Source organism: Ruminococcus sp. AF17-12 (assembly GCF_003479245.1).
Classification (GTDB): domain Bacteria; phylum Bacillota; class Clostridia; order Lachnospirales; family Lachnospiraceae; genus Blautia_A; species Blautia_A fusiformis.
This window is the reverse complement of sequence record NZ_QUGY01000004.1, coordinates 84,198-97,540: the sequence shown is the minus strand read 5'-3', so window position 1 is coordinate 97,540 and position 13,343 is coordinate 84,198. Positions and strand designations below refer to the sequence as shown.

General features: G+C 43.7%; 14 protein-coding genes. 1 reads left to right on the top strand and 13 read right to left on the bottom strand.

The features are described 5' to 3' along the window. Positions 1-66: 66 nt before the first annotated feature. The 6 genes from DWW77_RS05630 to DWW77_RS05605 all read right to left on the bottom strand — a co-directional run bounded on the left by DWW77_RS05630 (position 67) and on the right by DWW77_RS05605 (position 7,855). Positions 67-1,326, bottom strand: a complete 1,260-nt coding sequence (locus tag DWW77_RS05630) for an FAD-binding protein (protein WP_059086302.1) — start codon at positions 1,324-1,326, stop codon at positions 67-69. Positions 1,327-1,399: 73 nt separating this feature from the next. Next, on the bottom strand, positions 1,400-2,305 hold the full coding sequence (gene nadA, locus DWW77_RS05625; protein ID WP_118608252.1) for a quinolinate synthase NadA: 906 nt from the start codon (positions 2,303-2,305) through the stop codon (positions 1,400-1,402). Positions 2,306-2,743: 438 nt separating this feature from the next. Further along, the gene (locus DWW77_RS05620; protein ID WP_015525733.1) at positions 2,744-3,664 is read right to left on the bottom strand and encodes a sugar phosphate isomerase/epimerase family protein; all 921 of its coding nucleotides are present in this window, start codon (positions 3,662-3,664) and stop codon (positions 2,744-2,746) included. After that, a complete protein-coding gene (locus tag DWW77_RS05615) occupies positions 3,661-5,769 on the bottom strand; it encodes a cytidylate kinase family protein (RefSeq protein WP_114001428.1) in 2,109 nt (702 codons plus the stop codon). The genes DWW77_RS05620 and DWW77_RS05615 overlap by 4 nt, the downstream gene beginning before the upstream one ends. A 45-nt stretch (positions 5,770-5,814) precedes the next feature. Further along, positions 5,815-6,648: a sugar phosphate isomerase/epimerase family protein gene (locus tag DWW77_RS05610; protein ID WP_021651116.1), complete on the bottom strand. Its 834-nt coding sequence runs from the start codon at positions 6,646-6,648 to the stop codon at positions 5,815-5,817. Positions 6,649-6,850: 202 nt separating this feature from the next. Then, positions 6,851-7,855 (bottom strand): Gfo/Idh/MocA family protein, encoded by a 1,005-nt coding sequence (locus DWW77_RS05605; RefSeq protein ID WP_015525730.1) that lies wholly within the window; start codon positions 7,853-7,855, stop codon positions 6,851-6,853. A 594-nt stretch (positions 7,856-8,449) separates the two neighbouring features. Between DWW77_RS05605 and DWW77_RS05600 the strand changes: the two genes are divergently transcribed. Beyond that, the gene (locus DWW77_RS05600) at positions 8,450-9,733 is read left to right on the top strand and encodes an O-acetylhomoserine aminocarboxypropyltransferase/cysteine synthase family protein (RefSeq protein WP_118608308.1); all 1,284 of its coding nucleotides are present in this window, start codon (positions 8,450-8,452) and stop codon (positions 9,731-9,733) included. Positions 9,734-9,922: 189 nt separating this feature from the next. On the opposite strand, the gene DWW77_RS05595 is transcribed toward DWW77_RS05600, so the two are convergent. The 7 genes from DWW77_RS05595 to DWW77_RS05565 form a co-directional block, all read right to left on the bottom strand. Then, positions 9,923-10,228: a phage holin family protein gene (locus tag DWW77_RS05595; RefSeq protein WP_330591180.1), complete on the bottom strand. Its 306-nt coding sequence runs from the start codon at positions 10,226-10,228 to the stop codon at positions 9,923-9,925. Between the two features lie 337 nt (positions 10,229-10,565). Then, complete coding sequence (locus DWW77_RS05590; RefSeq protein ID WP_118608251.1) at positions 10,566-10,805, bottom strand: hypothetical protein; 240 nt, start codon at positions 10,803-10,805, stop codon at positions 10,566-10,568. 3 nt (positions 10,806-10,808) lie between these two features. Further along, positions 10,809-11,027 carry a hypothetical protein gene (locus tag DWW77_RS05585; protein ID WP_118608250.1) on the bottom strand — a complete coding sequence of 73 codons (219 nt, stop codon included), beginning with the start codon at positions 11,025-11,027 and terminating at the stop codon, positions 10,809-10,811. A 5-nt stretch (positions 11,028-11,032) separates the two neighbouring features. Next, entirely contained in the window at positions 11,033-11,275 is a 243-nt protein-coding gene (locus DWW77_RS05580) for a hypothetical protein (RefSeq protein WP_118608249.1), read from the bottom strand. 2 nt (positions 11,276-11,277) lie between these two features. Continuing rightward, a complete protein-coding gene (locus DWW77_RS05575) occupies positions 11,278-11,517 on the bottom strand; it encodes a hypothetical protein (protein WP_118608248.1) in 240 nt (79 codons plus the stop codon). Further along, complete coding sequence (locus DWW77_RS05570; protein ID WP_118608247.1) at positions 11,504-11,983, bottom strand: hypothetical protein; 480 nt, start codon at positions 11,981-11,983, stop codon at positions 11,504-11,506. The genes DWW77_RS05575 and DWW77_RS05570 overlap by 14 nt, the downstream gene beginning before the upstream one ends. Further along, positions 11,980-13,335: a ParB/RepB/Spo0J family partition protein gene (locus DWW77_RS05565; RefSeq protein WP_118608246.1), complete on the bottom strand. Its 1,356-nt coding sequence runs from the start codon at positions 13,333-13,335 to the stop codon at positions 11,980-11,982. The genes DWW77_RS05570 and DWW77_RS05565 overlap by 4 nt, the downstream gene beginning before the upstream one ends. Positions 13,336-13,343 lie beyond the last annotated feature (8 nt).

Below are 13,343 nucleotides of genomic sequence, written 5' to 3'. Positions count from 1 at the left end.
GCCCTGTTCTCCAAAGCAAGGCTGCTCCTGTCTTTCATAATACGGATATTTATATTCCGGCTGCATTCACGCCGCACCTGCAGCACTTTTCTTTTCTGCTGAGATTGCTTTGGCTGCACGTTTTGCAAATACAAGGCTCTCCAGCAGGGAATTACTTGCCAGTCTGTTCGCGCCATGTACACCGTTGCAGCTGGTTTCTCCCACTGCATAAAGCTGGTCCATGCTGGTCTTGCTGTCAGAATCCACCCAGATACCGCCCATGAAATAATGCTGAGCAGGAACAACAGGGATGCATTCTTTTGTCACATCATAGCCTTCTTCCAGGCATCTCTGATAAATATTCGGAAAATGATTCAGGATCGTATCTTTATCAATATTTTCCATGGAAAGCCATACATGGTCTGTTCCTTCTTTTTTCATTTCTTCCCGGATCGCATTTGTTACTACATCTCTTGGAAGAAGTTCATTGACAAAACGCTCTTTTTTGCTGTTATAAAGTACTGCACCTTCTCCTCGAACCGATTCTGAGATCAGGAATCTGCGGCCCGGTTTCTTGGAATACAGCGTTGTCGGATGGATCTGCACATAATCCAGATGTTCCAGACGCACATTGTGTTTTTTTGCAATATCAAGAGCATCCCCTGTAAGATGCGGATAGTTGGTGGAATGCGCATATCTTCCTCCGATCCCGCCGCTGGCCAGGATCGTATCCTGTGCATAAATCTCTACCGGGATCTCTCCGCCCGGCTGGATCTCTTCCTGGCTTTTCACTGCTTTTCCGGCTTCCATAGCTTCAAGACGTGCCCTGTTCGCTTCTGCGGAAACTGCCTTCAGACCTGTACATTTGCCATTTTCCACAAGAATATCCTGCATGGTAGTATATTCCAGAATTGTTACATTTTCAAGCTTCAGAACCTGCTGGAGCAGTTTTTCGGAAATTTCTTTTCCTGTGATATCCTCATGATAAAGGATCCTCGGTCTGGAATGTGCACCTTCTCTTGTATAGGCAAAATCATCTCCATCCATCTTGAAATCCACGCCATATCCGACAAGATCATTAATGATATCTCTGGAGCCTCGGATCATAATGTCTACCGACTCTTTTCTGTTTTCGTAATGTCCTGCCTTCATGGTGTCTTCAAAATAGCTGTCGTAATCGTTTTCATCACGAAGCACACAGATTCCCCCCTGCGCCAGGAAAGAATCACTACTCCTCATATCCTCTTTTGTGATGATCACGATCTTTTTGTCCCGCGGAAGCTTCAAGGCACTGAACATACCTGCAACACCTGTTCCCACGATTACTACGTCTGTTTTAATTCTCATTGCTTTTCGCCTCTCTGTCTTGATTTCTCTTTTCAGCCAACTCAGACAAATCTTTTATACAAATGTGTTTTATTTATTTTGCCAGTTCCAGCATCCGCTCCAGCGGTCTCTTCGCGTTTTCACGTGTCTCGTCTGTTACATGAACCTCATTCTCCCCGGTTTTCAGAACGTGGAGAACTTTTTCCAGAAATACTTTTTTCATGTTTTTGCAGACCGGTACGGTTTCTGTGAAGTAGAATTTTTTATCCGGGCAGGTAGTTTCCAGCTTGTACTGAACGCCACATTCTGTGCAGATGATAAACTCTTTATTGTCACTTTCCTGTGCATATTTAATGATTCCGGATGTGCTTCCGATGTAATCAGCCTGTTTCAGAACTGTCTGAGGACATTCCGGATGTGCCAGAACCAGTGCATCCGGGTGCGCTTCTTTTGCTGCTTTTACTTCTTCCGGATTCATAAATTCATGGACAATACAGAAACCTTCGTTATAAATAAAGTTCTTCTCAGGAACCTGTTCTGCAATAAAATGTGCAAGATTTCTGTCCGGGATAAAAAAGATGTTTTTGTTCGGAAGCGCTTTTACGATCTTTACTGCATTTGCGGAAGTAACACATACATCAGAAAGCTCCTTCAATGTTGCTGTGGAATTAATGTAACAGACAACTGCCACATCGTCATATTCCTCTCGCACCTTGCGGATGCCTTCTTCTGTTGCCATATGAGCCATCGGACAGTCTGCATCCATGGCAGGCATCAGAACAGTTTTATCCGGACTTAAGATCTTGGCGCTCTCTCCCATAAATCCTACTCCACAGAACACGATCGTCTTCTCTTTCGCGCTGGCTGCGATCTTGCTGAGATAAAAGGAATCTCCTATATAGTCAGCTACATCCTGCACTTCGGGACGCACGTAGTAGTGTGCAAGGATGATGGCATCTTTTTCTTTTTTTAATTTCTGGATTTCTTCTGCAACTGTCATTATCTTTCACCTTTCCTGCAGGATTTCTTTTTTGAGTTCCTGCTTTTGCTTTCTAGTACAGCGAATATTAAGTAACCGCCATATTGACTTGTCTGATTTTTCATCTGCTGCGTCAATATAGCAGAAACTTAATTTTCGCTGTACTAGTCTTTATTATGCAGATGCTTCTGATCTGCTTTTTTATTAACATGTAATTTTTTTCAAAACATCTTACACATAATACCACAGTTCTTTACATGTGACAAGACAGTTGTTTAATGTATGTAAAGTTTTTTGTAAAGAAAGGCATCAAAAAACACGGTTTCCACAATGAAACTTTCATCCTGGAAACCGTGTTTCTGCACACATTCATTATTTTATCAGTCTTATTCACCGTTCTGCGTACTGTCAGCTGCTCATTTATTACAGTTTTCTTTCTGATCTGCCGCAATCACCCGATCATTTCCCCAGCAGTTCTCTCTCAATCCGCTCTCTTGCTTCCGGTGCCTGCTTATCCATCTTTTCCGGAAAACCAAACATGGAAACGCAGGCAATGTTATCGCCGCCGGCTTTCGGTGCATCCGGTTTCAGCTGCTTGCTGGCAAAATCCATTTCTCTCAATGTTTCAAAAATACCATCAAAATCCACATCACCCTCACCCATTGCAAGATGCTGATGCACCGTCACATCCGCTTTTCCACGGCCATTCAGCCACGGCGGATTTAAAATGTATCTGCAGTCCATGGTCTGGTTAAAGGTATCCGCAAAAAGTACATGGGTCAGTTCATCTCCCGCATATTTCAGCATGGACCGCACATCTCCTTTGCCCTCATCGTAGAAGAAGCCGTGAGGAGAAGAATACACATAACCAAGATTTGGAGAACGGAAGGATTTCACCATATCACAGGTCTCATTATTCAGCTCACAGAAATCATAAGGATGAGACTGGATCTCCACACGGATACCCTCACGCTCGATCAGCGGAAGCAATTCCTCCATGGATCTAAACCACATTCCATTGCAGATCTCCTGCTGGTTCGGATCACCCGAAAGCTCTGTATTGATAACCTTCACTCCCATATCTCCGGCGATCTGGATCATCCGTTTCCAGTTTGCAACTGCAAACTGTCTCTGTTCCTCCGTCGGACCAGACCAGCGATACACCACGATAAAGGACGAAATCTCAACGCCAGTCTCTTTAAGAGCCTGTCTGTATTCCTGTTCACATTCTTTTGAAAACAACGGATGCTTATAGAACGGATTGATTCTCGGATGCGGAGACTGTTCAATATATTTATATCCCCAGTCCGCCACCTGATGGACCATACGGTTGATATCCATCTGTTTCGCAAGAACATCTACGTCAAATGCAATCTTCATGATGCATTCCCTCCTTTTTCCTCTTCTTTATTCCGGATATAATCCAGGATCAGGCTGGCCGCTCCGGCTACACCTGTTTTGGATACATTGATCACCATATCGTAATAATGGGGATCGTCTCTGCGGATTCCGGTAAACTTCTCATAATATTCATTTCGGATCTGATCACGTTTCTTCAGTTCTCCAAGAGACTGGCCTTTATAATATTCCTGGCCCTCTTTTTCCCGGTAAGCATCATCTGCATAAACGAAAAAGCTGTATGTATGCGGCTCTCCACGAAGCACATAGTTGGCACATCTTCCCAGGAATACACCTGGTCTTCTCTCAGAAAGCTCACGGATGATCCGGCTCTGCACCTCAAACATCTGAACACCTGTATAATCTGCTGCCGCACCTGCCGATGAATGTCCATACGGGGAAAATGTAAGCTCAGAATCCTCATAATTGTAGGAATCCAGATACTGCCTTACACTTTCCAGATCTGCTTTTTCCATACCGAACTTTTCTGCCATAAGACAGATGATCTGGCGATCATAAACCTTGCAGTCCAGTGCTTTTGCAACACCCTCGGCAATCTTTCTTCCACTGCTGCCATACAGTCTTCCAATTGCCACGTTGATCCGGTTTCCGGAAGCTTCCGGTAACGGCATGGCCTGGATCTCGCCCGGCACAGAGACGCTTTCCTCTCCCGATTCTCTCTGGATCAGTTCACGCATCATTTTGTCATAAACTTTGTCCAGCTGGTAGCATGCTGCGATCACAAACATCACTACCCAGATCGCTATCGGAACATACAGATAAAATCCCTTGATCACGCGGATTGCCTCTGCAGACTGCTCTGCCGCTGTCGCCTTTGTTCCGTCAAAGTATGCCGCCGAAAGAATTCCTCCCATAATAGCAGAAGTCAGTCCGGAACCGGCTTTCTGACCCATGCTCATAGATGAGAACATCAGACCCTCCACACGCTTGCCTGTTTTCCACTGGCCATACTCAATAGCATCGCTTGGAAGAGAATACTGCACACCATAGAATGGGGCGATTCCGATACCTCTCATGATACAGGTTACAACACCAAGCGAAACACTGGTAATATTCATCAGGAACAGAAGCTGTCCTGCAACGCCCAGGATGCAGCCGACACAGATGAGATTTCTTTTTCCATAGCGGGGAAGCACCTTCGGCAAAAGGGCAATTCCTGCCACAGTTGCCAGTTTCTCAGCTGCGGAAAGAGGCATGACGAGGTCTACATTTCCGAGTACATACTGGCAGTAATAGGTAAGGTCCGTTCCGATAATGATCTGATATGCGGTATAAAAGATCATCAGCCCCAGAGCGATAAGGAAATACCGGTTGGTAACGGTTGCTTTAAATGCTTCCACAAAAGGAATATCTTCCTTTTCCTGTTTTGCTGCAGAAACACGCTCTGTACAGACCATATAAGTATTCACAAGTACACCGACAGAAATGATCGCATAGCCGGCAGTTACCAGGATCCAGGCCATCTGCTGATTGCCGGTAATATTCGCTACGATATTGATCAGCGGCAGTGTGAACGCAGTAATGATCATACTTGCTGTGATCGACAATACCATGCGGATGTTACAGATCACATCACGTTCACGACGGTCACGGCTCATCAGAGATCCCAGTGCATGGAATGGCTGGCTGATAGCAGTGTATACAACCGTATTCATGATATTATAGGTAACAAAAGCATAGATGATCTTTCCCATATTTCCCATTGGCGGCATGGTGAACAAAAGCACCGCTGCCAGCGCATAAGGAACCGCAAGTCTTAAGATCCAGATCCTGGCTTTTCCATACTTGGAATGAGTCCGGTCGATAATAGTTCCCATCAGCACATCGGAAAATCCATCAAAAACACGGGACAAAAGCATGATCATTCCTACCGCACCTGCTGATATTCCAACAACGTTGGTATAAAAATAGATCAGCAGAGTTGTAGTCATGGTATACATCAAGGTCAGTGCCGGATCACCAAAACAGTATGCCAGCTTTTCCGACAACGGAACCTTGATGAATTCATTCAAGTCTTTCCCCTTCTGCTTGTAATTCAACAATTCAGGGATTCCCTTACCAGCCATAGTATCTACCTCCTATCGGTTTAAGGTCGGACCTTTCTGAATGAATTATCCGAAATATTTCTGCACAAAGTCTCTGGTAACTTCCGCAGCCTTTTTCACGTTGTCCTCATGGCTCATTGCATAGTACTCCGGACGGAACTCTTCGATGGTGCAAACGCCATCAAAACCAATCTCCTTCAGTGCAGCTGCGATTCCTGCATGATCTACAACACCCTCACCCGGCCACAGTCTCTTGTCGTCTCCGCAGGAGCCAAGCGGAAGATCCTCACAGTCATTTAAATGGTATGCAAAAATCTTCTTGCCATCAGCAGCTCTCAGGTCCTCAAGGCGGGAGCACATCTCATGGAAATGGAAGGTATCCACGGTAACGCCTACATTATCTCTGTCTACTGCTTTTACCACATCATAGGCTGTTCCAAACTGGTTGATGGAGCAGTTCGGTGCACCACAGAACTCCAAGGAGATCTTCATATCCGCGCCAACCTTATCGGAAAGATAACGAAGACGTGCAACTGCTTCTTCTTTGATCTCACTGACAGATTTGTCTTTTACATCAAAGCTTGGAACGGTGATCAGCATTTTCATTCCGATTGCTTTGGAAACCTTCAGGATAAAATCAACTTCTTCGTCAATCTCTTTTTCCCCTGCCTCATCTCTCTGGTTAAAGAAGATCAGAGTGTTGTATGCCCATGGTTTCAGATGATGATTCTTAAACCAGTCTGCAAGTTCTTCCAGTGTATGCTCTTTGAGATAGTCCTTTACGCAGTCAAAGCGGATCTCAATATAATCAAAACCATATTTCTCGCACATCTCCAGGTCTGCCATAAGAGACTGTCCTTTACATTCCAGTGCAGTTGCTTCATTAAATCCTAATTTCATCTTCAATACCCTCCATATGTTTTTACTTTTCAGCCAATTTTTCCGGTTAATCTCACCGGCAGGTTTTCCACTGCAGTTTCAACAAAGCCGAAGCGGAATCGGATCCTGCCGGTAACTGCCGCCGCAGACTCATTGGGGAAGTCTGTAGCAATAAGTTGGTATGATAACTCACACTTGATGAGGTGGAGCTCGTAAAATATATTTATTTATAAAATTCCGGCTTCTCAACTGCTGAAACGATTTTCTCGATCTGTCCGGTTTCCTGCGCTTTTACAAGAGCATCTGCTGTGATCGCTGCCAGGTATCCATCCCATGCATTCGGTCCTGTGATCACTCCTGCCTCTGCGTTATCAACCCAGTCCTGAACCTCTTTATCATAAGCGTCTTTAAATCTTACGAAGCAGTCTGTGTCAATAGCAGTGGACACTGCCGCATTCTTGCGGATAGACGGATAAGCCGGCTGTGCCATTTTCAGTGCACCGTCCTCACATACAACTTCACAGTTGATGTCATATCCAAACTTGCAGTTTACAAATACTTCTACATCAATGCATACACCTTTTTTAGTACGGAGCATCATGATCTGCGGATCCTTCAGCTCAGAGTGGGAATATTTCGTCACTTTTGGCATTACTACCTGTGCTGATTCATACTCATCATCTACAAGCCAGTGAAGGACATCGATCTCATGGATTGCGGTATCGTGCACAGCCATTGGTGTATTGTAATTGGTACCTACCTCCGGATTTCTGTGTGTACAGTGAAGGATCAGCGGCTCGCCGTATTCTCCGGTTGCAAGTGCTTCCTTGATCTGCTGATATCCCTTGTCATAGCGTCTCATAAATCCAAGCTGGATGAGATGTTTGCCGGCTGCCTCCTCTGCCTTTACTACTTTCAGGCAGTCCTCAGCAGTTGTACATAATGGTTTCTCACAGAAAATCCTCTTACCGGCCTCGATCGCCTGAAGAAGAGAATCTACATGTGCGAAGCCCGGAGATACGATAAATACTGCATCTACGTTCTCTGCATTGATGAGCTCCTTACTGTCTGCATAGACTTTTGCTCCGCAGATCTCGGCTGCTTTCCTGGCACTTTCCTCAAATACATCGGAAACAGCTACTACTTCTGCTCCCTGGATCTTCTCTGTCAGTCTTCTGATATGATCTCTTCCCATTCCGCCGCATCCGATAACTCCTACTCTTAACATTTTAAATTCCTCCGTTCATTTTTTATTGTTTATTGTTTTCTGTTTTTGTGTTCTTTTTGATGATGTTATATTATCATCTTGTGCACGTGAACGCAATATCTTTTTTGTACAAAATATCCATTTTGTTTTTATGCGATTTTCACTATTTGTTACTTCATTCACATATTTTGTTTATTTTACAGTATTTTTTCGGCATTCACTCACATTTTCGCATCTATAAAATGACTTACTATGCTTATTACAAACGTTGATCATATAGCGTTTTATTATGTGCACCAGAACGCAATATTTTATTTTCCTTATACCCTAGTAGAGTTTATGTAGAATATTGTTGTATTTCAACACATAAAGAGTTATACTTATATGTAGTTTTATTTAAAATATACAAATGCATTTTTCATACTTTATTTAGCCGAACTGTAAGGAACAAAGCTTCCCTCAGAAATCCCTGAAACGCATAATACAGGAATGAAATATCCGGAAGTACAGGAAGCTTCCTTAATTCCGATCAATGGGATATCCGCATCTGAAGCAGAGAACTTCCCTGATTCGGCTAAATTCATACGAAAACCACAGCAGAAAGGACTTATCCCTATGAGCAATTATAATTTAGAGACTAAATGTATCCACTCCGGCTACACCCCATCCAAAGGCGAGCCCTGTGCACTTCCTGTCTATCAAAGCACTACTTACAAATATGACACCACTGACGAAATGGGCCAGTTATTTGACCTGAAGGCAGACGGATATTTTTACACCCGTCTCCAGAACCCGACCAACGATGCCGTTGCCGCAAAGATCGCAGATCTGGAGGGCGGTGTTGCTGCGATCCTGACATCTTCCGGACAGGCAGCCAACTTCTACGCAGTATTCAACATCTGCGAGGCAGGCGATCACGTTGTTGCCGCTTCTACCATTTACGGAGGAACCTTCAACCTTCTTGCCGTCACCTTCAAAAAGCTTGGCATTGACTGCACCTTTGTTGATACCGATGCAACAGAAGAAGAGATTGCTGCCGCATTTAAACCGAACACAAAGGTTCTCTTTGCAGAAACCATCGCCAATCCAGCTCTGGTCGTCCTGGACATCGAGAAATTTGCACACGTTGCACACCAGAACGGCGTGCCTCTTATTGTGGATAACACCTTTGCCACACCGGTAAACTGCCGTCCCTTCGAGTGGGGTGCAGATATCGTTACCCACTCCACCACCAAATATATGGACGGGCATGCCGTTCAGGTAGGCGGCGCCATTGTCGACAGCGGTAACTTCGACTGGGATGCCTATGGCCATAAATATCACGGTCTGACAGAGCCGGATGAATCCTATCACGGTGTTGTCTATACAAAGCAGTTCGGAAAAAAAGCTTACATCACCAAGGCTACTTCCCAGCTGATGCGTGATCTGGGCTCTATTCCGTCCCCGATGAACTGCTTCCTTCTGAACCTCGGCCTGGAAACACTTCCACTGCGTGTTGAACGCCATTGCTCCAACGCCCAGAAGATCGCAGAATACCTAAACGCACACGAAAAGGTTTCTCATGTAAATTATGCAGGACTTCCGGAGGATAAATATCACGCACTGGCTCAGAAATATATGAAGGATGGCCGTACCTGCGGCGTTATCTCCTTTGAACTGACCGGTGGCCGTGATGCAGCAGTCCGTTTTATGGACAGTCTGAAGCTTGCCACCATCGCAACTCATGTTGCTGCTTCCATCACTATGGTCCTTCACCCAGCCAGCCATACCCACCGTCAGATGAACGACGAGCAGCTGGTTGAAGCAGGAGTTTCTCCCGGAATGATCCGTCTTTCCATTGGTATCGAAAATGTGGATGATATTATCAAAGATCTGGATCAGGCACTGAAAAATGCATAAATAACCAATTCAAAAAGGAAGGATACATCTGCTCATGCATGATGTATCCTTCCTTTTTATGATATATTTTCTCCTACTCTCAATTATGGCATTTCCGCAAATTACCTGCATCCTGTTCTGAACGGCTTTCTTCTGGCGCATAAATTCCTGCAGCTGCTGCAAGTATCTGAAACTACCTTACAAAATCCATTATTCATCTTTTTCCAGCTGTTTGATCAGCTGGTTCACATATGTAGAAAGCCCCGCCACCAGGACTCCCTGTGTCGTGGATGTAAATACTGCCATTGCAATATCCTGTGCATTTTTACAGGAACAGGTAGCAAAAATATAAATTCCGCATATAAGGATCCCTGCACACCCCAGTATCAGCGGAATATATTTGTCCTTCACAGCCTGAGCCTCCTTCAGTGCGATCCCCATAAAATACAAAGCGATCGCTGTGATCAGCAATTCCGGTTTAATATAATCCACAAGCGCTTCCATAAATATTCTCAATATCTCCCCTGCCGCTTTGATTTATTTTATGAATTTCTCCAAAAAATATTTCATAAATTCCCCAAAAATGTTAGCTACGTGTTCGCTATTGCTGTTTTTTCGCACTTTTTGAAAATATTTTGTTCTATTCCGATTCAAAAAGAAAAAGGCCATAAACCCTAAGGTTTACAGCCTTTCCCACTATTTTTCGTTATCTGAAATCAGAACTTGCCAGCGTCAGCAGCTTCCTCAACATAAACGGTAAAGCCCGCAAAATTAAGACATATCGAACATTTTGTTACCTACCTGTTTCCTATTCACCAATTTTGGTACTTTTTCAGCACTTCTCAGACCAATTTTATACCTCGATTCCGTCATAAACATAACCCGTTTCCTGCCAGAATTTCATGGGTGATATGTAATAATCATACTGGCTACTTCCATCTTTCTTGAAAGCTACTCCAAACGTGAGTAATCCCTGGATGATTCCCTGTCTCACAAACTGAGGATCTTTCTTCATTACTCTTGCAGCTACATTCACCGGTACATTTTCGCCAGTAAATCTTGGTACTTCTAACCATACCTTCTTTTCTTCCATTTGTCAACTCTCCCTCCAAAATAATTTTCCATATACCCAGTCCAGCAATTTTAATGCGATCATTCCTGGTGCCAGCATTACCAACACCACCAAAAAGAAGAATCCGGCCAGCGCTGCTGCCGCAAACTCACCTTTCCTGGTTTTATCGCACCACTCAGCTCTCGGACATATTCCTTCATCAGTATAGCACTTGCCATCGCATTCGTCTCCTCGCTGCCACATCTCCCTCACCCCTTTTCTGCAAGGGCTTTTCCAACTGCTTCCATAATGTTCTCTGTCTTTGCTGGTCCGATTCCCTTTACTGTCAAAAGGATTTCTCTTAGCTCATCTGCCTTCAATCCTTCGGCGTCTTCCTTTCCCTGGTTGTATGCGTTCATGTAATAACGTGACAGATAGTTGGACATATCCTGGTGATCCATTTTCTTAATTTCTTTGTACATCTTTCGATTCAAAACCATCTGCTTTGCCATGACTACTCGCCCTCTCTTCCGTCAATTCGATATACCGCATCATCGTAATAAGGGTATATCCGTCCATTATTTCTTCCGGTTCTTGTATCTCTGATGCGGAACGGATCTTCTCCTAAACCATCTACTTCCTTTCCCATGAATACTATACCTTTTCCGCTCAGCGGATGATCTTTGCATCTGAAGTGTACAACATCGCCCACCTGCATCTCTCTTCCATCTTTCGCATATTTACCTGTCTTCATCTTCTTTTACCTTCTTTCTATCTCTTGCTGCTGATCTAAACATCATAAGTAGCATTTCTGATACTGGTTTGCTCCGATCGTGTCTCTTGGCTTTCTTTATGCAGGTTAATTCTGTCCCATCCAAAACATATACACCAACGTAGTGTGGGACCTCCAATGAAATCGTTGCGTAAATCTTCTCCGGCATTACTAGGTAATTATAATCTCCGAGGAAATTCAAGCCATGCCCCGAGTGAAAATCCTCTACAGAAGATTTCACTTCATAACAGTAAAAGTCTCCTTTTTCTATTCCGGACACCGTATTATTGACCGGTTTGTATCTCATGTAATCAACTCTGACCGCATGGTTTGTGGAATAATCAAATGTCACTTCCTTAGCCCAATATATCCGGGGATCATTGTACGGATTGATTTTCTTTTCAAGTGCCAGAGACAACGTAGCTGTTATCTCTGGTCTTCTGCTCAATCTTTCCTCTCCTTTCTGTACAGTTCAGATGTTCCATCCAGCACCTGACGTTCCTTTTCATCTTCAAAATACCAACCATACGGCTCAAGCACTTCATATCCTTTCAAGAGTGCGTCTCCTTTGTTTTTATTAAAGACCAAGTTGTAATCATACGGTTCGTTGCAAATTTTCATTGAATTGTGCAAAATAATCATCATCTGATGTAAGGAACTAAGTTTCCCCGCTGACTCATCTGCTGCTTTTTTCTCTTCTGGCGAAGATTCATAGTAGCTCTTTTCCAAATAGAAATCTCGCACTGTGCTTGCATAAATGTAACTGCCAAGTGCCATCATAGCTTCCCATATCTTTTCTTTTACTTCAGATTCATCTTTAACCGGGCTGATTTTCCCCGAAATAATATTCTCCAGAAATTCTTTTCTTCTGGCACTGCTTTCTTTTAATATCGCTTTGATTTTCCTTTTTGCCTGATCCTTTTCCTTTTGTTCTTTCTCCCAAGGTGAAAGTTCTTTCTTTCCTTTTGGAATTTTTGTAATAATTCTCAAACTACGATAATATACTAAGAAAAATTTTTCTTCTTCTGTCTTTGGAAGTTTGATCTGCTCCGGAACGTCTTTGTCTAACTCATACTCCTTAATAGTATTCCATTTTCCGCTCCAAATTTCATTTTCTGCTGACTTCGGGGCAGCCTTAATGCCTTTCTTCTTCAACATCTCTTTCAGTTTTTTTGCATTTTCATTTCGTTTAGCTTCTGCTGCAGCTGCTTGCGCTCTGCTCACCAAGTCTCTTGAACTGGTTGCTTCTCTGAGAATTTTATCCCTCGTCTTAATATCTTTCACTTTTTCCAGTTCGTATAAATCCTTCAGCGTTAACTGAAAATTTTCGTCCTGCTCCTTCTTTTTAAGTTCGTCCTGGTTTAGCTTCGCAATATTTAACCTACGGCGAATGGTAGTCTTGCTGAATCCAGTTTTCTCAGCAATTTGTTCCTCGGTATCTCCCAAATCAAGCATAAGCTGAAATCCCTGGGCCTGCTCATAAATTGTCAAATCGCTGCGCTGCATATTTTCTTCCAGCATGATTGACAACTGTTCTTTTCGACTTAATCCTTCAGCGATCCTGCATGGCAATTCTTCCAGTCCTGCCAACTTTGATGCTCCATGCCTGCGGTTCCCAATCAACGCATAATACTCTCCAGGCTGTCCTTCTACTGGAACAACCGTTAAATTCTGCAGGCACCCCTGCTTTTTCATAGACTCTGCCAGTTCTGTCAAATCTCCGAGATCCTTTCTTGGATTCTCCGGGTGTGTATGGATGTGTTCTATTCCGATATAAACTATATCTCTTCTTTCTTCCATGGCTTTTC